General features: G+C 69.1%; 19 protein-coding genes, 1 tRNA gene and 1 riboswitch. Of the genes, 7 read left to right on the top strand and 13 right to left on the bottom strand.

Translation table 11 applies throughout. From position 1 onward, the window contains the following. Positions 1-338: 338 nt before the first annotated feature. Positions 339-1,727 (bottom strand): cystathionine beta-synthase, encoded by a 1,389-nt coding sequence (locus KCH87_RS23705; protein ID WP_210588228.1) that lies wholly within the window; start codon positions 1,725-1,727, stop codon positions 339-341. A gap of 162 nt (positions 1,728-1,889) precedes the next feature. Between KCH87_RS23705 and KCH87_RS23710 the strand changes: the two genes are divergently transcribed. From KCH87_RS23710 to KCH87_RS23720, 3 genes are all read left to right on the top strand, one after another. Continuing rightward, positions 1,890-2,909, top strand: a complete 1,020-nt coding sequence (locus KCH87_RS23710) for an SGNH/GDSL hydrolase family protein (RefSeq protein ID WP_210588229.1) — start codon at positions 1,890-1,892, stop codon at positions 2,907-2,909. Positions 2,910-3,044: 135 nt separating this feature from the next. Then, the gene (locus tag KCH87_RS23715) at positions 3,045-4,265 is read left to right on the top strand and encodes an acetyl-CoA C-acetyltransferase (protein WP_210588230.1); all 1,221 of its coding nucleotides are present in this window, start codon (positions 3,045-3,047) and stop codon (positions 4,263-4,265) included. A 296-nt stretch (positions 4,266-4,561) separates the two neighbouring features. Continuing rightward, the gene (locus KCH87_RS23720) at positions 4,562-5,338 is read left to right on the top strand and encodes a hypothetical protein (RefSeq protein ID WP_210588398.1); all 777 of its coding nucleotides are present in this window, start codon (positions 4,562-4,564) and stop codon (positions 5,336-5,338) included. 91 nt (positions 5,339-5,429) lie between these two features. On the opposite strand, the gene KCH87_RS49215 is transcribed toward KCH87_RS23720, so the two are convergent. Continuing rightward, on the bottom strand, positions 5,430-5,741 hold the full coding sequence (locus tag KCH87_RS49215) for a hypothetical protein (RefSeq protein ID WP_308298894.1): 312 nt from the start codon (positions 5,739-5,741) through the stop codon (positions 5,430-5,432). 104 nt (positions 5,742-5,845) lie between these two features. Here KCH87_RS49215 and KCH87_RS23725 point away from each other — a divergent pair, with 104 nt between their 5' ends. Then, positions 5,846-6,076 carry a DUF4287 domain-containing protein gene (locus tag KCH87_RS23725; protein WP_210588231.1) on the top strand — a complete coding sequence of 77 codons (231 nt, stop codon included), beginning with the start codon at positions 5,846-5,848 and terminating at the stop codon, positions 6,074-6,076. 61 nt (positions 6,077-6,137) lie between these two features. Here KCH87_RS23725 and KCH87_RS23730 read toward each other — a convergent pair whose 3' ends face one another. The 3 genes from KCH87_RS23730 to KCH87_RS23740 all read right to left on the bottom strand — a co-directional run bounded on the left by KCH87_RS23730 (position 6,138) and on the right by KCH87_RS23740 (position 8,688). Further along, a complete protein-coding gene (locus KCH87_RS23730; protein WP_210588232.1) occupies positions 6,138-7,037 on the bottom strand; it encodes a Bax inhibitor-1/YccA family protein in 900 nt (299 codons plus the stop codon). Between the two features lie 201 nt (positions 7,038-7,238). Next, positions 7,239-8,414: a 4-hydroxybenzoate 3-monooxygenase gene (locus KCH87_RS23735; RefSeq protein ID WP_210588233.1), complete on the bottom strand. Its 1,176-nt coding sequence runs from the start codon at positions 8,412-8,414 to the stop codon at positions 7,239-7,241. Positions 8,415-8,605: 191 nt separating this feature from the next. Further along, positions 8,606-8,688 (bottom strand) — tRNA-Leu (locus KCH87_RS23740). A gap of 395 nt (positions 8,689-9,083) precedes the next feature. Here KCH87_RS23740 and KCH87_RS23745 point away from each other — a divergent pair. Both KCH87_RS23745 and KCH87_RS23750 read left to right on the top strand, forming a co-directional pair. Then, positions 9,084-9,854, top strand: coding sequence for an ABC transporter ATP-binding protein (locus tag KCH87_RS23745; RefSeq protein WP_210588234.1), 771 nt, complete (start codon positions 9,084-9,086; stop codon positions 9,852-9,854). Continuing rightward, positions 9,854-12,388, top strand: coding sequence for an ABC transporter permease (locus tag KCH87_RS23750; RefSeq protein WP_210588235.1), 2,535 nt, complete (start codon positions 9,854-9,856; stop codon positions 12,386-12,388). Before KCH87_RS23745 ends, KCH87_RS23750 begins: the two co-directional genes overlap by 1 nt. Positions 12,389-12,470: 82 nt before the next feature. Here KCH87_RS23750 and KCH87_RS23755 read toward each other — a convergent pair whose 3' ends face one another. Both KCH87_RS23755 and KCH87_RS23760 read right to left on the bottom strand, forming a co-directional pair. Further along, on the bottom strand, positions 12,471-13,775 hold the full coding sequence (locus tag KCH87_RS23755; protein ID WP_210588236.1) for a cyclopropane-fatty-acyl-phospholipid synthase family protein: 1,305 nt from the start codon (positions 13,773-13,775) through the stop codon (positions 12,471-12,473). 205 nt (positions 13,776-13,980) lie between these two features. After that, entirely contained in the window at positions 13,981-15,360 is a 1,380-nt protein-coding gene (locus KCH87_RS23760) for an NAD(P)/FAD-dependent oxidoreductase (RefSeq protein WP_210588237.1), read from the bottom strand. 544 nt (positions 15,361-15,904) lie between these two features. Between KCH87_RS23760 and KCH87_RS23765 the strand changes: the two genes are divergently transcribed. Continuing rightward, positions 15,905-16,120, top strand: coding sequence for a hypothetical protein (locus KCH87_RS23765; RefSeq protein WP_210588238.1), 216 nt, complete (start codon positions 15,905-15,907; stop codon positions 16,118-16,120). Between the two features lie 69 nt (positions 16,121-16,189). Here KCH87_RS23765 and KCH87_RS23770 read toward each other — a convergent pair whose 3' ends face one another. The 6 genes from KCH87_RS23770 to KCH87_RS23795 all read right to left on the bottom strand — a co-directional run bounded on the left by KCH87_RS23770 (position 16,190) and on the right by KCH87_RS23795 (position 22,018). Beyond that, positions 16,190-17,158, bottom strand: a complete 969-nt coding sequence (locus KCH87_RS23770) for a Ppx/GppA phosphatase family protein (RefSeq protein ID WP_210588239.1) — start codon at positions 17,156-17,158, stop codon at positions 16,190-16,192. Beyond that, the gene (locus KCH87_RS23775; RefSeq protein ID WP_210588240.1) at positions 17,155-17,685 is read right to left on the bottom strand and encodes a DUF501 domain-containing protein; all 531 of its coding nucleotides are present in this window, start codon (positions 17,683-17,685) and stop codon (positions 17,155-17,157) included. The genes KCH87_RS23770 and KCH87_RS23775 overlap by 4 nt, the downstream gene beginning before the upstream one ends. Before the next feature lie 50 nt (positions 17,686-17,735). Next, positions 17,736-18,212, bottom strand: a complete 477-nt coding sequence (locus KCH87_RS23780) for a septum formation initiator family protein (protein WP_210588241.1) — start codon at positions 18,210-18,212, stop codon at positions 17,736-17,738. A 124-nt stretch (positions 18,213-18,336) separates the two neighbouring features. Then, on the bottom strand, positions 18,337-19,623 hold the full coding sequence (eno, locus tag KCH87_RS23785) for a phosphopyruvate hydratase (RefSeq protein ID WP_210588242.1): 1,287 nt from the start codon (positions 19,621-19,623) through the stop codon (positions 18,337-18,339). 332 nt (positions 19,624-19,955) lie between these two features. Beyond that, positions 19,956-20,639, bottom strand: coding sequence for a transglycosylase family protein (locus KCH87_RS23790; protein ID WP_210588243.1), 684 nt, complete (start codon positions 20,637-20,639; stop codon positions 19,956-19,958). A gap of 3 nt (positions 20,640-20,642) precedes the next feature. Next, a riboswitch (cyclic di-AMP (ydaO/yuaA leader) is annotated at positions 20,643-20,824 on the bottom strand. 198 nt (positions 20,825-21,022) lie between these two features. Beyond that, positions 21,023-22,018: a transglycosylase family protein gene (locus KCH87_RS23795; RefSeq protein ID WP_210588244.1), complete on the bottom strand. Its 996-nt coding sequence runs from the start codon at positions 22,016-22,018 to the stop codon at positions 21,023-21,025. Between the last annotated feature and the right edge of the window lie 93 nt (positions 22,019-22,111).

Consider the following 22,111-nt stretch of genomic DNA (forward strand, 5'->3'; position numbering starts at 1 on the left):
GCCCGAAAAAGCTTCCGCGGGGACCGCCGCACCCCCGTTGCCGGGGGGCGGGACGACGGCGGTCCCCGCGAGGGACGCGGGCCGGGTCAGGGCCGGGCTTGCGCGTCCATGGCGTCCATGGAGGTCCGGGAGCCGCTCCGGAGGTCCTTGACGCCGTTTTGGTGTCGGCCGGGGCGGGGAGCCGCTCCCGCCCTGCCGACACCCACTAATGTGCCGGACCCGTGTTAAGCGGGTGCTGCGCGGACGTGACGCGCTCGTACCACTTCCACGAAGTCCACGAAGGCCGTTGATCGCCGCAAGTTCGCCAGCGACACGGGTCGTTCACCGCAGGTTTCCCGTCACTTACTGCCCTTGGCGAGGAAGGCCAGCAGGTCCTGCCTGCCGATGACACCGGTCGGCTTGCCCTCGACCAGGACGATCGCCGCGTCCGCCTTGCCCAGCACGGCCATCAGGTCCCCCACCGGCTCGCCGGAGCCGACCTGCGGCAGCGGCGGCGACATGTGCTTCTCCAGCGGGTCCTCCAGCGAGGCCGTCTTGGTGAACAGCGCGTCGAGCAGCTCCCGTTCGACCACGGAGCCGATCACCTCGGCGGCCATCACGTCCGGATGACCGGCGCCCGGCTTCACGATCGGCATCTGCGAGACGCCGTACTCGCGCAGCACCTCGATGGCCTCGCCGACCGTCTCGTCCGGGTGCATGTGGACGAGGGAGGGGATGTGGCCGTGCTCCTTGTCGTCGAGCACGTCGGCGACGCGGGCGCTGGGTCCGGCGTCCTCCAGGAAGCCGTAGTCGGCCATCCACTCGTCGTTGAAGATCTTGCTGAGGTAACCGCGTCCGCTGTCGGGGAGCAGGACGATCACGACGTCGTCCGGCCCGAGCCGCTCGGCGACCTTCAGCGCCGCGACGACGGCCATACCGCACGAACCGCCGACCAGCAGCCCCTCCTCCTTGGCCAGCCGCCGGGTCATCTGGAAGGAGTCCTTGTCGGAGACCGGCACGATCTCGTCGGCGACCGTCCGGTCGTACGCCGTCGGCCAGAAGTCCTCACCGACGCCCTCGACGAGATACGGCCGCCCGGACCCGCCCGAGTACACGGACCCCTCGGGGTCGGCGCCGACGACCTGCACCTTGCCGTCGCTGACGTCCTTCAGGTAGCGCCCGGTCCCGGAGATGGTCCCGCCGGTGCCCACGCCGGCCACGAAGTGCGTGATCCGCCCCTCCGTCTGCTCCCACAGCTCGGGGCCGGTGGAGTGATAGTGCGAAAGGGGGTTGTTGGGGTTGGAGTACTGGTCGGGCTTCCAGGCTCCGGGCGTCTCGCGCACCAGCCGGTCCGAGACGTTGTAGTAGGAGTCGGGGTGCTCAGGGTCGACGGCGGTGGGGCATACGACGACCTCCGCCCCGTAGGCCCGCAACACGTTGATCTTGTCCGTCGACACCTTGTCGGGGCACACGAAGATGCACTTGTACCCCTTCTGCTGGGCCACGATCGCCAGCCCCACACCGGTGTTACCGCTGGTCGGCTCGACAATGGTGCCGCCCGGCTGAAGTTCTCCGCTCTTCTCCGCGGCCTCGATCATGCGCAGCGCGATGCGGTCCTTCACGGAGCCGCCCGGGTTGAAGTACTCCACCTTGGCCAGGACGGTGGCCCTGATGCCCTTGGTGACGTTGTTGAGCCTCAGCAGCGGGGTGTTGCCGACGAGACTGATCATCGAGTCGTGGAATTGCACCGTTGTCTCCGGATGCTTGCAAAAGGGGTGGTCGTGACTGGTGCCGCCAGCCTATGACCTGTTCGTGGCCCACGGCGGTCGTTCACTCCCCGTTGAGATTGGGCGACGCCCGGTACGGGGCAAGCAGTGGATGTACGGCAACGAGGGAGGTGGCGGCGACGCATGACGAGCATGTCGAGGGCGAGGGTGGCCCGGCGAATCGCGGCCGGCGCGGCATACGGAGGCGGCGGGATCGGACTGGCCGGCGCCGCGGCCGTGGGGCTGGTGCTGGCGGAGGTGCAGTTGGCCAAGCGTCACGTGGGCAACGGCGCGGCGCCGCACCCGCCGAACGCGAACGGCCGGTACGGCGACGCCTACACCACCCCTGACGCACCGCCCCTGCGCCTTGCGCTGCTGGGCGACTCCACGGCCTCCGGCCAGGGCGTCCACCGGGCCGGCCAGACACCGGGCGCCCTGCTGGCGTCCGGTCTCGCGGCGGTGGCGGAGCGCCCGGTGGAGCTGCGGAACGTGGCGCTGCCGGGGGCCCGCTCGGACGACCTGGACCGCCAGGTGGCGCTGGCTCTCGCGGACCCCGCGCTCGCCCCCGACGTCTGCGTGATCATGATCGGCGCGAACGACGTGACGAACCGGATGCCGGCGACGCGCTCGGTGCGTCATCTCTCGGCAGCGGTACGACGGCTGCGCACGGCCGGCGCGGAGGTGGTGGTCGGCACCTGTCCCGACCTGGGCACGATCGAGCCGGTCCAGCAGCCGCTGCGCTGGCTGGCCCGCCGGGCGTCCCGTCAGCTGGCGGCGGCCCAGACGATCGGCACCGTCGAACAGGGCGGCCGCACGGTGTCGCTGGGCGACCTGCTCGGCCCCGAGTTCGCGGCCAACCCGCGGGAACTCTTCGGCCCGGACCACTACCACCCGTCGGCGGAGGGCTACGCAACGGCGGCCATGGCCGTACTCCCGACGGTCTGCGCGTCCCTCGGTCTGTGGCCTGCGGAGGAGGAGCGCCCGGACGCCTCCCGCCGCGAGGGCTTCCTGCCGGTGGCGAGGGCGGCGGCCGAGGCAGCCTCGGAGGCCGGCACCGAGGTAGCGGCAGCGATGCCGACGGGGCCGCGCGGCCCCTGGGCGCTGCTGAAGCGGAGGCGGCGGCGCCGGGTGACGGCCACGGATCCGGCACCGCAGCCGTCCTAGCCGGAACACCAAAAAAGCAAGCGCTTAGAAAATTGCGGCCCTAGTCACACCCCCACACCCGTGACCTGGCTCATACGTACGGGTAACTTCCAAACCAGCCCTGCCAATATCCGCCTGTACGCCAATGGAGCCGTCATGCCCGAAGCCGTGATCGTCTCGACCGCCCGCTCCCCCATCGGCCGCGCCTTCAAGGGCTCGCTCAAGGACCTGCGCCCCGACGACCTCACCGCCACGATCATCCAGGCCGCCCTCGCCAAGGTCCCCGAGCTGGACCCCAGGGACATCGACGACCTGATGCTCGGCTGCGGCCTCCCCGGCGGCGAGCAGGGCAACAACCTCGGCCGCATCGTCGCCGTACAGATGGGCATGGACCACCTCCCGGGCTGCACGATCACCCGCTACTGCTCCTCGTCCCTCCAGACCAGCCGCATGGCCCTGCACGCCATCAAGGCCGGCGAGGGCGACGTCTTCATCTCGGCCGGCGTCGAGCTGGTCTCCCGCTTCACCAAGGGCAACTCGGACAGCCTCCCGGACACGCACAACCCGCTGTTCGCGGAGGCCGAGGCTCGCACCGCGGCCGTCGCCCAGCAGGAGGGCACGACCTGGCACGACCCGCGCGAGGACGGCCTCGTCCCGGACGCCTACATCGCGATGGGCCAGACCGCCGAGAACCTCGCCCGCGTCAAGGGCATCACCCGCGAGGACATGGACGAGTTCGGCGTCCGCTCGCAGAACCTCGCCGAGGAAGCCATCAAGAACGGCTTCTGGGAGCGCGAGATCACGCCGGTCACCACCCCTGACGGCACGGTCGTCGCCAAGGACGACGGCCCCCGCGCCGGCGTCACCATGGAGGGCGTGGCGGGCCTGAAGCCGGTCTTCCGCCCCGACGGCCTGGTCACGGCCGGCAACTGCTGCCCCCTGAACGACGGCGCCGCCGCGGTCGTCATCATGAGCGACACCAAGGCCCGCGAGCTCGGTCTCACGCCGCTCGCCCGCATCGTGTCCACCGGCGTCTCCGGCCTCTCCCCCGAGATCATGGGCCTGGGCCCGGTCGCGGCCTCGCAGCAGGCCCTGGGCCGCGCCGGCCTGACCATCGACGACATCGACCTGGTCGAGATCAACGAGGCGTTCGCCGCGCAGGTGATCCCCTCCTACCGCGACCTGGGCATCGACATCGACAAGCTGAACGTCAACGGCGGTGCCATCGCCGTGGGCCACCCCTTCGGCATGACCGGCGCCCGCATCACCGGCACGCTCATCAATTCCCTCCAGTTCCACGACAAGCAGTTCGGTCTGGAGACGATGTGCGTAGGCGGCGGGCAGGGCATGGCGATGGTCATCGAGCGCCTGAGCTGAGCCCGTACACCTGATCCCGTACGGTAGTTGACGTACGACCCAGCGTGACCCTCAGGCCCGGAACCCGGGAACCACCCGGGTTCTGGGCCGATTTGTGATCCAATCTCCCCCAGGATGTGACCTATCTCCCTCGAGAGAGGGATTTACGCAGCTCAGAGCCGTTTCACCACCAAACATCAGGGCCAAAGTCCTGTCCCTTTCGTGACGTTACGCACTGACAGCGGGATAGTCCTCCCTTCAAGCTGATGTAGGAAGTCGGGGGTCGACTTTGAACCGGGAGTACGTCAGTGAGCGCCATGCCGATCGCCTTGCTGCTCACCACGGTCGCCACAGGCGCCGTGGGCGTCGCCGTCCTGCGCACCCTCATGGTGCTCCGCCGACAGGTCGCGGCCCTGCACACCGAGCTGGCCGAGAGCCGGACCGCCGCACGCGCCCGCGTGCCCGCCGCCCGTCCCTCCGCCGACGCCGATGACATACGCGCCGCCGTGGCCGAGGCGCTCGCCGAGGAGCGCGAGCGTGAGCTGGCCGAGGCTCGCGCCTTCTGGGCCGCCCAGGAGACGCGGGACACCGACGCGCCGACGCTCCTCGGCCTGACCGACAGCGAGCTGTTCCTGCCCCGCCAGAGCGACTTCGCGGGCCTGGAGCCGCTCGAGCCGGTCGCCGAGCCGGGCGCGGACGCGGACGAGTACGCCGGGGACTCACCCGAGCTGGCCGCGGCCCGCCGCCGCCACCCCTCCCACCCGGACTTCGTCCCGGTCCAGTCACCGGTCGTCAACGACCACGAACGCACGGTGTCCACCCTTGAGGAACTAGCCGCCGACCGCATAGAGCTGACCGACGTCCGCCCGGGCCCCCTCGGCACCCTCGACGTCTACGTCTTCGCCGACGGCACGACCTTGTGCATGACCCCGGGCCACCGAGAAACAGCAGAACGCCTGGCAACAGCCCTGACCCAGGGCGAGTCCCCGATCCTCCTCGGCGGCTCAGGCATCTCGGGCGCGTACACCCTGACCTTCGAGTGCGGAGAAGAAACGGTCTACATCCTGGCGGACAGGGTCATAGCGTCCCTTTAGCTTTGAAGACGCCGGAGGACTGGACGCGCCCCGTCAGGGGCGCGGGGAACTGCGCGACAAGCCCCCACACACCCGCAGCCGCCAACGGACCTCAGACCCCCGCCCTCTTCTGCGCACCTTCCACCAACCGCACGGCCTCCTCAACTTCACTCTCGCTCTGAAGTACGAGAGCCAAGTCATGCACAGCAACGGTGATTTGATCGGCCGCGGCAAACATCCCCGCATCCGGCATCTCCCGAGGCTCAGCCTCAGGCGCCTCCACCAGCTGGGCCCGCCGGGCCATCTCCCTGGCCAACGCCAACGCCTCCCCCGCACCGCCCCGCTGCAAGCGAGACTGCGGGGCCGCCCGCAACCGATCGGCAAAGTGATCCACAGCTCGCGTCAAGGGCGTCGTATCAACCACGCGCAGAGCCTACGCACCTTCCCCGCACTGTTGCCAACAGACGAACGCTCAGGCACGGTGACCTGAAGGACCGGCTTACATCCCCTTTGCGTCCGGAGGCGCCGATGTCCCACGTCCTCTCCGAGGAGACCCATCGCAACCTGCTCGCCCGCATCCCCCACTGCACCGGTCGTGAAGTCGCCGACTGGCTGCGCACCGTCGACGAAGGCCCCGCCCTCTTCCGCTTCGAGGAAAAGGTCAGCTGGCTCCGGCACGAACACAACCTCGCGTACGGCCACGCGAAGGCGCTGATTCACGAGTACGACCTGAGGAGGGCCGCGCGCAACTTCCTCTAGGCGCGCACAACGGAGAAGGGCCCCGAGCGAACCCGGGGCCCTTCCGCACAACCGACTCGGATCAGTCGGAGCTGTTGAGGATCGCGATGATCCGCAGGAACTCCATGTAGATCCACACCAGCGTCAGCGTCAGGCCGAAGGCCGCCAGCCACGCCTCCTCGCGCGGCGCGCCGTACGCGATGCCGTCCTCGACCTGCTTGAAGTCGAGCGCCAGGAAGCACGCGCCGAGCAGGATGCCGACGACACCGAAGATGATGCCGAGCGGGCCGCTGCGGAAGCCGAGGCCGTCACCGCCGCCGAAGACGGCGAACAGCATGTTGATGACCATCAGCAGGATGAAGCCGAGCGCGGCCGCCATCACGAAGCCGTAGAACCGGCGGTTGACGCGGATCCAGCCCGCCTTGTAGGCGACCAGCACACCGGCGAAGACCGCCATCGTGCCGAGCACGGCCTGCATGGCAGCACCGTCGGCGATGCGGTTGTCGACGATGCTGGACAGGACGCCGAGGAAGACACCCTCGAACGCGGCGTACGACAGGATCAGCGCCGGCGAGGCCTTGCGCTTGAAGGCCTGGACGAAGGCCAGGACCATACCGATCAGCGCGGCACCGATACCGATGCCGTACGACCGGCTGATGTTCGCGTCGTCGACCGGCAGCAGCGCCCAGGCGAGGGCGGCCGTGACGATCAGTACGCCGAGCGTGGTACCGGTCCGCATGATGACGTCGTCGATCGTCATCGGGCGGCCGGTGGTGACCGGGGCCTGCGGCGGTGCGCCCTGCCGCAGGTCCTGCTGGGCGTACGGGTTCTGGGCGTACGGGTTGCCGGCCTGCGGCTGGGCGTACGGGTTGGCCTGCGTGCCTACAGCTGCGCCCCCGGCCTGCGGCGCGGTGTTGAAGCCCGCGTGGCCGTTGTCGCGGCTGAACCCCCGTCGCGAGAAGACCGGGTTGCTGCTCCTCATTTCACTCCTCCATGGCCACCCTCGTGGCCTTGGCTCAAGAGTAATAGGTAGGCAAAGGATTGACCCTAGTGCTTGGGGAGGATCTTTCCCTTGTCGTGGTGCGCAACACGCTACGCGGGTCCTTGATTCCCAGCACTGGTGGGCCTCATTCATGACCAACCTGCGACACGCCCGGAACCCACCGGAGATCACCGCCTTACGTCAGCCGAACGCAAACCCCGTGTACGCCTCGGCCAGATCCGTCTCGGCGGCCCGGGAGGACGCGATCCGCTCCAGCCGCGCCAGCTGGAGCCGGTCCTCGAAGGGAGTGGCGTCGGGGGCGCGATGCAGGAGCGTCGTCATGTCGTACGAGAACCGCTCGGCCTGCCAGACCCGCCGCAGACAGGTCTCCGAATAGGCGTCGAGCAGTTCCGCCGAACCGGTCTCCTTCTCGTACGACAGCGCCCGCGCGAAGGTGACGACGTCGCCGACGGCCAGGTTCAGCCCCTTGGCCCCCGTCGGCGGCACGATGTGCGCCGCGTCCCCGGCGAGGAAGAGCCGTCCGTGCCGCATCGGCTCATGGACGTACGACCGCATGGGTGTGACCGACTTCTGGGTGATCGGACCGCGCTCCAGCCGCCAGTCGTCGGCGGTCTCGAACCTCCGCCCCAGCTCGTCCCAGATCGCCTCGTCGCTCCAGGCTTCCGCGTCCGTGCCGTCGGGCACCTGGAGGTAGAGGCGGGAGACGGACGGGGAGCGCATGGAGAGGAGGGCGAAGCCGCGCTCGTGGCGGGCGTAGACCAGCTCGTCGTGCGAGGGCGGTACGTCGGCGAGGATGCCGAGCCAGCCGAAGGGGTACGTTCGTTCGAACACGCGGGTGAGTTCGGCGGGGATCGCCTTCCGGGCCACTCCCCAGAAGCCGTCGCAGCCGACGACGTAGTCGCACTCCAGGACGGACTCACGCCCCTCGTGCCGGAACCGCACCCGCGGGCTGCCGGTCTCCGCGCCCTCGACGGCCAGCGCCTCCGCGTCGAACAGCAGCGGGCCGCCCTCCTTGAGCTGGAGGGCGATGAGGTCCTTGCAGACCTCGGTCTGCGCGTACACCGTCACGGACCGGCCGCCGGTCAGCCCCGGGAAGTCCACGCGGTGACGCTTGCGGTCGAAGCGCAGCTCGATGCCGTCGTGTTGCAGCCCCTCCCGGTCCATCCGCTCCCCGGCCCCGGCCGCGCGCAGCACGTCGACCGTGCCCTGCTCCAGGATTCCGGCCCGCTGCCGCTGCTCGACGTAGGCACGGTCGCGGCTCTCCAGGACGACCGAGTCGATCCCGGCGTTGTGGAGCAGCCGGGCAAGGAGGAGCCCGGCGGGGCCGGCTCCGATGATGCCGACGGTGGTGCGCATCGATCGCTCTCCGTTCACAGGGCCCGTGAAGCGCTGTTCGTGTCGCTGTTCGTGTCGTGAACTTTTCTTCACCATCTCCTGAACGCGAGTCTCCGACGGCGTACGCCCCCTGTCAACGGTGGAGCGGTGAAGTCTTCAATGAACGGGGCAGGAGAAAGCGGCCGCGATGGCGGCCGCAGAAGGTCGGAAGGTGCCCGGAACCGGACTTGAACCGGTACGCCCGCGAGGGGCAGCGAGGTTTAAGCTCGCCGTGTCTGCATTCCACCATCCGGGCAGGCCATGGGCTCCGCATCGAGGTTCCGAGCCTATCGGGGCGCTTCCCCCGAACAGCGGACGGGCGGACCGATGTTGTCTTATTTTATTGACGCCTGAGGGTGCATCAGCACTTGGAACGGGCCATCCGCACTTGCCACCAGCCTTTCGTGCGACACCTGGCGGTGCATGCGGAATGACGGAATTTCACCGCCCGAACGAGGGGGCTCCACCTGTTCTCGACGTTTGGCCTCCACTCAGGGTCGAGCGTCATCCCCAGGTATGACTCGGCCGCCCGTGGTCCGACCGAAGTCGCCCCCCGGAACCAGAACAGCGGCTGACTACACGGCGCGGGACGGCGGGGACGATGGATGCACGTCCCCCGAACATCACCGTCGTCCTCAGGAGTGCCTTCTCGTGACCACCGCATCCATCGCCGGCCGGGCCACCGCCGTGGCCGCGCGCGCCACGGATCTGTCGAAGATCTACGGACAGGGCGAGACCCAGGTGGTCGCCCTCGACCGGGTCTCCATCGACTTCCGCCAGGCCGAGTTCACCGCGATCATGGGCCCGTCCGGGTCCGGCAAGTCCACGCTGATGCACTGCGTGGCCGGCCTCGACACCTTCTCCTCCGGTTCCGTGCGCATCGGCGACACCGAGCTGGGCTCCCTGAAGGACAAGCAGCTCACCAAGCTCCGCCGCGACAAGATCGGCTTCATCTTCCAGGCGTTCAACCTGCTGCCGACGCTGACGGCGCTGGAGAACATCACGCTGCCCATGGACATCGCGGGCCGCAAGCCGGACAAGCAGTGGCTGAACAACGTGATCCAGATGGTGGGCCTGAGGGACCGGCTGAGCCACCGCCCCGCCCAGCTCTCCGGCGGCCAGCAGCAGCGCGTCGCGGTCGCCCGCGCGCTCGCCTCCCGGCCCGAGATCATCTTCGGTGACGAGCCGACCGGAAACCTCGACTCGCGCTCCGGCGCCGAGGTGCTGGGCTTTCTGCGCAACTCCGTACGGGAGTTGGGGCAGACGGTGGTGATGGTCACGCACGACCCGGTGGCCGCGGCGTACGCGGACCGGGTGGTGTTCCTCGCGGACGGACGGATCGTCGACGAGATGTACCGGCCGACCGCGGACAACGTGCTCGACTTCATGAAGCAGTTCGACGCGAAGGGCCGCACCAGCTGATGTTCCGCACCGCCCTGCGCAACGTACTCGCGCACAAGGCCCGGCTCCTGATGACCGTGCTCGCCGTGATGCTCGGTGTCGCGTTCGTCTCCGGCACCCTGGTCTTCGCCGACACCCTCTCCAACGCCTTCCGCAACCAGTCGGCGAAGAGCTACGACGACGTGGCCGTCGCCATCACCTCGCACGCCAACCCGGACAACCCCAAGGAAGAGCCCGGCCTCTCCCGGAAGACCCTCGACCAGGTCTCCGCGGTGGACGGCGTCGGCGCCGCGTACGGCCGCGTCGACGGCTTCGCCGGGGTCGCCGACCCCGACGGGAAGCTGATCGGCGTCGGCTGGTCCAACAAGGGTTCCAACTTCGCCCCCGGCAAGGACGGCAAGGACCCCGCCTATACGTTCACCGACGGCTCGGGCCCGGTGAAGGACAGTCAGATCGCCCTGGACGAGGAGTCCGCGGCCAAGGGCGAGTACCAGGTCGGCGACCGGGTCCGGGTCGCCACGAACGGGCCGGTGCAGGAATTCACCCTCAGCGGCGTGTTCACCACCGAGGACGGCGCCGTGAACGCCGGCGGCAGCCTCGTCCTGTTCGACACCGCCGTCGCCCAGAAGCAGTACCTCAAGCCCGGCTACTTCCAGAGCGCCACCGTCACCGCCGCCCCCGGCGCGACCGACACGAAGATCCTGGACGCGGTCAAGCCGCTGCTGCCGGACACCGCCGAGGCCGAGACCGGCCAGGCGCTCGCGGACGAGCAGGCCGAGCAGATCGAGCAGGGCCTGGGCAATCTCCAGCAGGTCCTGCTCGGGTTCGCGGGCATCGCGCTGTTCGTCGGGATCTTCCTGATCTCCAACACCTTCACGATGCTGGTCGCCCAGCGCACGAAGGAGATCGCCCTGATGCGCGCCGTCGGTGCGTCGCGCAAGCAGGTCACCCGCTCGGTGCTCGCCGAGGCGGCGGTGGTGGGCCTGGTCGCCTCGCTGATCGGCTTCGTCCTCGGCGTCGGGCTTGCGGTCGGTCTGCGGTCCGGGATGGCCGCGTTCGGCATGAAGATGCCCGACGGCCCGCTGATCCTGTCCTTCACGCCGGTGATCGCCGCGATCGGCGTCGGTGTGCTGATCACGATGTTCGCCGCCTGGCTGCCCGGCCGCCGGGCCGCGAAGATCCCGCCGGTGGCGGCCATGAGCAGCCTCCACGCGGTGGCCACCACCAAGTCGCTGGTGGTGCGCAACTCCATCGGTACGGCCATCACCGGCCTCGGGGCGGCCGCGATCGTGCTGGGTGCCTCGACCGGCGGCGGCGACGGTCGCATGTACATCGGGGCGGGCGCGTTCTTCGCGCTGATCGGTGTGATCATCCTGATCCCGCTGCTGTCCCGGCCCGTGATCGCGCTCGTCCGTCCGCTGCTCGTCGGCCCCTTCGGGGTGGCAGGCAAGCTGGCCGGCCAGAACGCGGTCCGCAACCCGCGCCGTACCGGCGCCACCGCCTCGGCGCTGGCGATCGGACTGACGCTGGTGACCGGCCTGTCGGTGCTCGGTGCCACGGTCGGCTCGGCCATCGACAAGATGACCACGGACAACATCAAGGCCGACTACATGGTCTCGATGGCGAACGGCGGGGACCTCGACCAGTCGGCGCTGACCGCGCTGGAGAAGGCCAAGGGTGTCTCCGCGGTCTCGCCGCAGCAGGACGTCTACTTCCAGGCCGGCGACGATGACTTCGTGTCCGCTTCGGCGGTGACGCCGGGCGACATCGAGCAGGTCCTGAACGTCGACGTCGTCAGCGGCGACCTCGGTTCGCTCGGCAAGGGCCAGATCGCGGTCGCCGAGAAGACGGCCAAGAGCAGGGGCTGGCAGACCGGCGACACCGTCCCCGTCACCTTCGGCGACGAGAAGAAGGACACGCTGACGGTCGGCGCCGTCTTCAAGGACAGCGAGTTCCTTTCCCCCGTCCTCATCGACACCAAGGTCGTGAACCCGCACGAGGTGAAGCCGTACATCCCGCAGATCTTCGTGAAGGTGGACGGCGGCCAGTCCGCGGCGAACGAGAAGGTCCTCGTCGACGCGCTGGGCGACAACCCCGCGATCAAGATAATGAACCAGCAGGACATCCGTGACGAGTTCGGCGGCGCCATCAACACCCTGCTGAACATCATGTACGGCCTGCTGGCGATGGCCCTGATCATCGCGGTGCTCGGCGTCGTCAACACCCTCGCGATGTCGGTCTTCGAACGGCAGCAGGAGATCGGCATGCTGCGGGCGATCGGTCTCGACCGGCGCCGGGTGAAGCGGATGGTCCGCCTGGAGGCAGTGGTCATCTCGGTGTTCGGCGCGGTGGTCGGCATCGGTCTCGGAGCGTTCCTCGGCTGGGCGATCGGCGAGACCATCGCGGAAGAGATCCCGGGCTACGTGCTGGTCCTGCCCTGGGAACGGATCGGGATCTTCCTGGTGCTGGCCGGGCTGGTGGGCGTCCTGGCCGCGCTGTGGCCGGCCCGCAACGCCGCGAGGCTGAACATGCTGAACGCGATCAAGACCGAGTGACCAGGTTCCTGCGCACCGAAGGGCCGGGCCTCCCCGCGACGGGGAGGCCCGGCCCTTCCGCTTGCGTCCTCTTGCGTACGGGTCAACGGCGCTCGCGCTCAATCCACTTGCGGGCCCGCAGCGGCATCCCGGAGTCACCGGATTCGGGTGTGCGGACGGCCAGCACCTGGTTGACGCCGATGCGGTTGTGCTCGAAGGACAGCGCGCAGGCCGCCATGTACAGGAGCCAGACACGGGCGCGGCCCGGGCTGGTGAGCCGCATGGCACGCTCCCAGTCAGCCTGGAGATTGGTGACCCAGCGGCGCAGGGTGAGGGCGTAGTGCTCGCGGATCGCCTCGACGTCACGCACCTCGAACCCGGCGCGCTCCAGCTGGGTCACGGTGGTGCCGACCGGGGCGAGTTCGCCGTCGGGGAAGACATAGGAGTCGATGAACGAGTCCACGCTGTACGTCGATTCGTCGCGCTGCGGGCGGCGGGCGATCTGGTGGTTGAGCAGCCGTCCGCCGGGCTTGAGCAGGGCGTACAGGTCGCGGGCGTACTCCAGGTACCGGGTGGAGCCGACGTGCTCGGCCATGCCGATGGAGGAGATCGCGTCGTACGGCCCGTCGGCGACGTCCCGGTAGTCCTGCACCCGGATCTCCACCTTGTCCGTCAGACCCTCGCCGGCGACGCGCTTACGGGCGTACGCGGCCTGCTCGTGGGACAGGGTGATGCCGACGACGCTCACGCCGTACTCGCGGGCGGCGTGGATGGCCATGGAGCCCCAGCCGCAGCCGACGTCGAGGAGCCGCTGACCGGGGGTCAGGGCGAGCTTCCTACAGATGAGTTCGAGCTTGTCGCGCTGGGCGTCCTCAAGTGTCCCGGCGTCCTCCCAGTAGGCGCACGAGTAGACCATGGAGGGGCCGAGGACGATCTCGTAGAAGTCGTTGCCGACGTCGTAGTGGTGGCTGATGGCGCGCCGGTCGGAGCCCTTGGTGTGCAGGCGCGCGCGGCCGCGGCGGACCTCCTCGCGGGGCGGGGCGGGCGGCAGCGGGGGCCCGGCGAGCTTCACCAGCCCGCGTACGGCGGCCCGCACCTCGGGGTCGCGCAGCGCCTGGACCAGCGTCCGGTCGTCCTCCCCGCGCTCCCAGATGAACTCGGCCATCAGGTCGAGGGCGGCGTAGAGGTCTCCGTGGATGTCCAGGTCGCCGGCGACCCAGGCGCGGGCGAGGCCCAGCTCGCCGGGCTTCCACAGCAGCCGGCGCACGGCACGGCGATTGCGTACCACGAGAGTGGGCGCACCCGGCGGCCCCGCCTGCGAACCGTCCCAGGCGCGAATGCGCACCGGAAGGGGGGCTCCCAGCAACTGTTCGACGAGGCTCTTCAGCCGCTGCGCGGCGTCTGCCATGGCACACCTCCGTGGCGAGGATCCGGTATGTCCAACACCACGTAAACAAAAACAGGCCGCCTGCGCAGTCCCCCAGGGGCGTTACAGATCGGCAAAATACATGCAGCGGCCACATACCCGGGCCGCCGCTCCCGGGAACGCCGAAGGGCCTCCCGCACCACGGATGGCGGGAGGCCCTTGCGGTTCGTTCAGCGACCGGCGCCGGTCAGGAGGCCTTGGCCTCGGTCTTCTCCGGCTTGGGCGCCGCGGGTACGGGCTTGGCGGCCTCGTAGAACTCCTCGCGCGGGTGCTCCATCGCGCCGAGCGAGACGACCTCGCGCTTGAGGAACATGCCGAGGGTCCAGTCGGCGAAGACACGGACCTTGCGGTTCCAGGTCGGCATGGCCAGACCGTGGTAGCCGCGGTGCATGTACCAGGCGAGACGACCCTTGAGCTTGATCTTCATCTTGCCCATGACGATCATCGCGACGCCCTTGTGGAGGCCGAGACCCGCCACCGCGCCCTTGTTGCCGTGCGCGTAGTCCTGCTGCGGGAAGCCCCGCATACCGGAGATCACGTTGTCGCCGAGCACCTTGGCCTGGCGCAGCGCGTGCTGGGCGTTCGGCGGGCACCAGGCGTTCTCGTTGCCCGCCTTGCGGCCGACGAGGTCCGGCACCTGGGCGTTGTCGCCGGCGGACCAGATGTAGTCGGTGCCCTTGACCTGGAGGGTCGGCTCGCAGTCGACGTGACCGCGGGGGCCGAGCGGCAGGCCGTACCGGGCGAGGACCGGGTTGGGCTTGACGCCGGCGGTCCACACGATGGTGCTGGAGTCGACCTCGAGGCCGTTCTTCAGCACCACATGGCCGTCGACGCAGGAGTCCATGGAGGTGGAGAGGTAGATCTCGACCCCGCGGCTCTCCAGGTGCTCCTTGCCGTACTGGCCGAGCTTGGGGCCGACCTCGGGGAGGATCTTGTCGGCGGCGTCGACGAGGATGAAGCGCATGTCCTCACGGGACACGTTCTTGTAGTACTTCGTCGCGTCGCGGGCCATGTCCTCGACCTCGCCGATGGTCTCCGCACCCGCGAAGCCACCGCCGATGAACACGAAGGTGAGCGCCTTGCGGCGGATCTCCTCGTCGTTGGTGGAGTCGGCCTTGTCCAGCTGCTCGAGAACGTGGTTGCGCAGGCCGATGGCCTCCTCGATGCCCTTCATACCGATGCCCTGCTCGGCGAGGCCGGGGATCGGGAAGGTGCGGGAGACCGCGCCGAGCGCGATCACCAGGTAGTCGAAGGGCAGCTCGTACGCCTCGCCGACCAGCGGGGCGATCGTGGCGACCTTGCGGTCCTGGTCGATGGTGGTGACCCGGCCGGTGAGCACCTCCGCCTTGGGCAGCACACGTCGCAGCGGGACGACGACGTGGCGCGGGGAGATGCTGCCGGCGGCGGTTTCGGGAAGGAAGGGCTGGTAGGTCATGTACGACCGGGGGTCGACGACCGTGACGGTCGCCTCGCCGTAGCGCATCTTCTTCTGAATGCGCCGAGCTGCGTACAGGCCTACGTACCCACCGCCTACTACGAGGATCCTGGGACGCTCCGTGGTGCTCATGCCATCGAGTATCCACCTGCCCCAGGGGGGTGGCTCGTGCGCCCCTTCACAAGCTCCTACCGGGGCTGTGCTATTCTGCGCGGCCCTCGTGACGCAGGTCATGGCGGCGAGGGGGAACCACGGTGTAGGGCAACCCGTTGTCAATGCCGCGTGAGCTGCCTCTCCGCTCCACCGGCCCCCGCGCGAGCCCCTCGAAACACCCTCCGTGACACCCCCGTGAAACGCAGTCGTCACGCACGCCTGAGTACGTTCACAGGCCCGCCGGACCGCCGGAAGGGCCAACGGGGGCGCATTCGTCGCCCAACAGGGCAGTTTTCCTTGTGAAGAACTTCACGAACTTTTCCGCAGAGGCGTCACCGAGGGGCGTGTCGACGCCCCACGGATGCGCTCATACGTTATCCGGCCTGCTCAGCCGACGGCTACCGATCGGTAACAATCGAGATCGACGACACCTGCGCCACGCCCTTAGGCCACCGGTGCGTGTCATTCACCCGTCAGCCACATACCGCGTGATATTGGATGAAAGTGTGCATAGCGTGCCCGCATGAGCACTTCACAGCTGGCCAAGAAGGCCACTTCGCGAATAGTCGCAGTCAGCGCAGTCCTGGGCATGGCCCTTGCGGTGGGGACGGCGACGGCCGCAACCGCCGTCGCCGCGACGCCCGCCTCTCACGTCATCACGAAGGCCGCTCCGGCCAAGGGCGGCGGCCATGGAGACGACGGGGGGTGCAGCGGACTCATCGTCCTCCTCTGCAACTGACGGACAGCCCCGCGCGGGTTGAAGCGACGGCCCCGGTTCCTCACCAGGAGGCACCGGGGCCGCTCCGCGTCAGTACAGGTCAGTCGCCGCCGCGTCCTCCGCCACCTTGAAGGCAATGCCGTCGAGGATGTCGTGCTCGCTCACGACGACCTCCTCGGCGCCGATCCGCTCCATGATCGAGAGCAGGACCAGGGCGCCCGCCCCGATGACGTCCACGCGCCCCGGATGCATGGAGGGGATGGCGGCGCGCTCGGCGTGGGTGGAGTGCAGGAGTTGCTCGGTGATCTCCCGGACGCGGTCGTGGGAGACGCGGGAGTGGTGGATGGCGACGGAGTCGTACTCGGGCAGGTTCTGCGCGATGGCGGAGACCGTGGTGACCGACCCGGCCAGGCCGACGAGCGTGCGCGCCTCGCGCAGCGGGACCGTCTGCTCGGCGAGGTCGAGGGCCGCCTCGATGTCGGCGCGCATGGCGGCGATCTGCTGGTCGCTCGGCGGGTCGGCCACGACGCCCTCGCTCACCAGGTGCCGCTCCGTCATCCGCACACAGCCGACGTCCACGGAACGCGCGGCGCGCACCTGGTCGTCGCCGACGACGAACTCGGTCGAGCCGCCGCCGATGTCCACGACGAGGTAGGGCCGGGCGAGGTGATCACTGCCCGCGAGCTCCTTCGTCGCCCCCGTGAACGAGAACTCGGCCTCCTGATCACCGGAGATCACCTCGGGCTCCACCCCGAGAATGTCCAGCACCCCGCGCACGAACTCGTCCCGGTTCTCGGCGTCCCGGGAGGCCGACGTGGCCACGAACCGCAGCCGTTCGGCGCCGTGTTCCTTGATGATCGCCGCGTACTCACGGCAGGCCGCGAAGGTCCGTTCCAACGCCTCCGGCGCAAGCCGCCCGGTCCGGTCGACGCCCTGCCCGAGCCGCACGATCGTCATCCGCCGGTCCAGGTCGACGAGTTGACCGGTGGCGGGGTTCACGTCGGCGACGAGAAGCCGGATGGAGTTGGTGCCGCAGTCGACGGCGGCGACGCGGGTCACTTCTCGTCCTCCTTCGGCGTGGTCACGCACGCCCCCTTGAGCCACCACTCCGGCAGCATCTCGATCGCCTCGTCACCGAGGGGGTTCACACCGGGTCCGGCGGCAAGGCTGTGCGCCACCAGCACATGCAGACACTTCACCCGGTCCGGCATCCCGCCCGCACTCGGAAAGCCCTTCAGCTCCTCGATCTCGTCCCGGCGCCGCACATAGTCCTCGTGCGCGGAGCGGTACGCGGCCGCCAGCTCCGGGTCGCTCTCCAGACGCGCCGTCATCTCCTTCATGACGCCGTTGGCCTCAAGCGTGCCGATCGCCGACGCGGCCTTGGGGCACGTCAGGTAGTACAGCGTCGGGAAGGGCGTCCCGTCGGGCAGTCGCGGCGCCGTCTCCACGACGTCCGGCTGCCCGCACGGGCACCGGTGCGCGATGGCACGCAGCCCGCGCGGCGGACGCCCGAGCTGCTGCTTGAAGGCCTCGACGTCCGCGTCGGTGGGCTCGGTACGCGGAGTGGTCGGCGGAGGGGTTTCCATGCTCGTACGAAGATCTCTCTGTCAGTTCACTGGTCGAAGGTGTCTGTCCGTCACCGGTCGGAGGCGTCGGACTTGTCGACCCCGTCCCAGACGTTCGAGTACCAGGGGCGGTCGGCCGCCTCGGTATCGGCGCGCGACTGCTTGGCCGCGTCCGGGTCGACCACGATGAATCCGGTCTCCCCCGGCATCACATAGTGCAGCCGCTGCCGGATCTGCTGCTCGGCGTACGCGTCGTCCTGCCAGCGCGCCTTGAGGTCGCGCAGCTGCTCGACCCGCTGCTGGGCCTGCTGCTTCTGCTGCCGAAGATCGGCGATCTCGGCGCGCTGGGACACGTACTGCCTTATCGGATAGGCGAGGGCCACGACCAGTGAGCACAGGACGAGGGCCAGCAGCGCCGCGCGGCCGGTCAGCCGGGAGCGGCGGGCCTGGCGCTTGGTCTGTGAGCGGTAGACACGGGCGGCCGTCTGCTCGCCGAGCAGCCGGATCCTGGTCGCGGTGGAGAAACGGTCCCGGTCCTTCACGGCCATGACCCACCTCCCCTTCATACGTGCGTACGTCCCCGCACACGGTACGGGACCGAGTACGAGGACGTACGTACGACTGGCTAGGCCTTTTCCGAAGGCTCAGCCGGGAAGGCTCAGCTACGCGGGCTCAGCCCTTGAAGCGGGGGAACGCGCTGCGGCCGGCGTACACCGCCGCGTCGTCGAGGATCTCCTCGATACGCAGCAGCTGGTTGTACTTGGCGACACGCTCGGAGCGGGCCGGGGCGCCGGTCTTGATCTGGCCGCAGTTGGTGGCGACGGCCAGGTCGGCGATGGTGACGTCCTCGGTCTCGCCGGAGCGGTGGGACATCATGCACTTGAAGCCGCTGCGCTGGGCCAGTTCGACGGCGTCCAGGGTCTCGGTGAGCGAGCCGATCTGGTTCACCTTGACGAGCAGGGCGTTGGCGGCGCCGTCGTCGATGCCGCGGGCCAGGCGCTCCGGGTTGGTGACGAACAGGTCGTCGCCGACGATCTGCACCTTGTCGCCGAGCTTGTCGGTGAGGACCTTCCAGCCGGCCCAGTCGTCCTCGAACAGCGGGTCCTCGACGGAGACGAGCGGGTAGGCCGCGACGAGCTCCTCGTAGTACTCCGTCATCTCGGCGGCGGAGCGCTCCTTGCCCTCGAAGAGGTACTTGCCGTCCTTGTAGAACTCGGAGGCGGCGACGTCGAGCGCGAGGGCGATCTGCTCGCCGGGGGCGTAACCGGCTTCCTTGATGGCCTCGAGGATGAGGTCGAGGGCCTCGCGGTTGGAGCCGAGGTTCGGGGCGAAGCCGCCCTCGTCGCCGAGGCCGGTGGCCAGGCCCTTGCTCTTCAGGACCTTCTTGAGGGTGTGGTAGACCTCGGTGCCCCAGCGCAGCGCCTCGGAGAAGGACTCCGCGCCGATCGGGGCGATCATGAACTCCTGGATGTCCACGTTGGAGTCGGCGTGCGAGCCGCCGTTCAGGATGTTCATCATCGGCACCGGCAGCAGGTGCGCGTTCGGGCCGCCCAGGTAGCGGAAGAGCGGAAGGTCGCTGGCCTCGGAGGCGGCGTGGGCGACGGCGAGGGAGACGCCGAGGATGGCGTTGGCGCCGAGCGAGCCCTTGTTGTCGGTGGCGTCCAGGTCGAACATCGCCTGGTCGATCAGGCGCTGCTCGGTGGCGTCGTAGCCGACCAGCTCCGGGCCGATCTGCTCGATGACCGCGAGGACGGCCTTCTCGACACCCTTGCCCTGGTAGCGGTTCGGGTCGCCGTCGCGGAGCTCGATGGCCTCGAAGGCGCCGGTGGACGCACCGGACGGAACGGCGGCACGACCCGTGCTGCCGTCGTCGAGGCCGACCTCGACCTCGACCGTGGGGTTGCCTCGGGAGTCCAGGATTTCCCGGGCTACGACGACGTCGATGGACGGCACGAGCATCTCCTTCTTGGGGTGTGACGCGGGTACACCGGGCCGGGGCCCGGCGGGTGCAGCGCCGTGGCGGCTCTGCGAGATGAGCCTAACCGGCTCCGGGCGATCGGCCACCGGGTCACCCACCCGTTGGACAGAACCGAGAGTAAATTGTTTCTGAACGGAACAAAAAGTCGCGCGCAAGGCGACACGAAAAAAGCCCCGCCCCGGTGCGTACGGGGGAAGACGCACCGGAGCGGGGAGCCCGTGGGGACGGGGGTGACCCTCACGAGGCCTCCACTATGAAAGCCACGGATGTGAGGGGTCTGTGGTTCAGCCGTGTTCCGGCTGCGAACCCGGGATCACTTCAGGTGCAGCTGCTGACCCGGGTAGATGAGGTCGGCGTCCTTGACGATGTCCTCGTTCAGCTGGAACAGCTTGTCCCAGCCGCCCTTGACGTCGTGCTCCTCGGCGATCGTGCTGAGGGTGTCGCCCTTGACGACCTTGTACTCGCCGTCGCCCTTCTTGACCTTCTCGCCGGTCGGCGTGGTGACGGTCTTCTTGGCGGCGGGACGCTCGGTCGAACGGGAGGCGCTCTGCTCCTCGGTCGAACGGGTGCTGGTGCTGCTGTCGCTCGAAGAGCTGGAGCTGCTGGAGGACGAGCTGCCGGTCGAGGCGCTCGACAGGCCGGTGCCGCAGTTCGGCCAGGCACCCTTGCCCTGACCCGCGAGGACCTTCTCGGCTATCTCGATCTGCTGCGCCTTGGAGGCCTGGTCGGCCGTGGCGGCGTACTGCGTGCCGCCGTACGCGGCCCACGTGGAGGCGGAGAACTGGAGACCGCCGTAGTAGCCGTTGCCGGTGTTGATGGACCAGTTGCCGCCGGCCTCGCACTGGGCGACGGCGTCCCACTCGGAGGCGGTGGCGGCGGAGGCGTTGCCGGCCGCCATCAGCGGAGCGGCGATGGCGACACCGGTGACGCCGGCGAGCGCGGCGGCGCGGGTGGCCTTGGACGGACGGCGGTGCTTGCCCTTGCCGGAAAACAGCATGGTTGATCCCCTCACCGACGCCTGCGAGGTGAGCTGTCGGGTTCGGGCCGGTTGAGTTGCCCGGCCATGTCTCGTACGAGGCTTTCGTCCCGTACGGGCATGGCTTCACCCCAAGCCGCACGGTCAACTGACCGGCGCGGCGCTTACCTTGGGTCCCCCGCTCCTGCCTACGGCGCTGTTAAGCGACGACTGTTCCCGTGCGGCCACTGGCAGGATTCGGCGTTGTGGCAGCCGGGGCTCGTGTTGGCGAGCGGTGATGACCGTAGACACGCGATCCGTCGAATTTCAAAGACGATCAGGGCTTCTGAGACTCATCCCACACTTTCACCAAACCGGACATTCAGCGCGAAGCGGGGCGTCAACTACCGCTGGTTTTCGCCCGTTTAGGCACCGACTTCGAGGGTCTGACCGGGGATGATGAGGTTCGGGTCGGCGCCGACGGCTCCCTTGTTCTCGGCATAGAGCTCACGCCATCCGCCGTTCACCTCAAGGGAGTCGGCGATGGAGCAGAGCGTGTCACCGGCGCGGACGGTGTAGGAGTCGTCCGCGGCGACGCGTGCATCATCGTCACCGCGTGAGGCGTGGCGGCCGGAGGAGTCGGTACGGTCGCCGGCCGTGCCCTCGTCCGCGCTGCCGCCGCGGTGCTTGCCGGTGCCGGTGTCCGTGAGGTACGAAGAGCCGCCGTTCTGGCCCGACTTGTCCGAATCGTCGTCCTGGCTGGAACCTGTGGACGGGCTACCGGATTCCTGTGACGCACTTGCGTCGGATTCGGGTGATGTGTCGGACTTGGCGGAGTTGTCCGTCGCATCCGACGACCCGTCAGACGGGGACGACGAGGGCGAGGAGGACGGCGACGGGGAACCCGAGGCGGAGGACGACTCGGAAGACGAGGACGATTCAGGCGAGTCGGACAGCCCCGAGGAGCCGGAGGAAGTATCGGACGACGTGGACTCGTCGGCCGACGCCTCGCCCGCCAGACCCGTGTCGACGTCCGCCGAACGGGAGTCCTCACCGAGGCCGTAGACCAGCCCACAGGTGGGCCACGCGCCGGCACCCTGATCCGCGAGGACCTTCTCGGCGACGGCTATCTGCTGGGAGCGGCTGGCCTGGTCGGCGCTCGCGGCGTAGTCGAGGCCGCCGTACTGCTCCCAGTCCTCCTGCGCCAACTGGAGACCGCCGTAGAACCCGTTGCCGGAGTTGGCGCTCCAGGCGCCGCCGCTTTCACACTCCGCGACCTTGTCCCAGGTGCTGCCGTCGGCCGCACTCGCGGCGCCGGCTCCGAGGAGCGGGATGGCGATGGCGGAGCCGGTCACTCCGGCCGCGACGAGGAGAGCCGGAGCCTGACGGGGGCGACGGTGACGACCGTTCCCGGAGAGCATGCGGGGGCCTTTCACGAGACAGCGGTGACCGGCGCGGCGGGTGAGAACTAGGAGGCCGCGCTGATCCGTGAACGTATAGGCAGCACATCACTT

Source organism: Streptomyces sp. GESEQ-35, assembly GCF_017948485.1.
Lineage (GTDB): Bacteria > Actinomycetota > Actinomycetes > Streptomycetales > Streptomycetaceae > Streptomyces.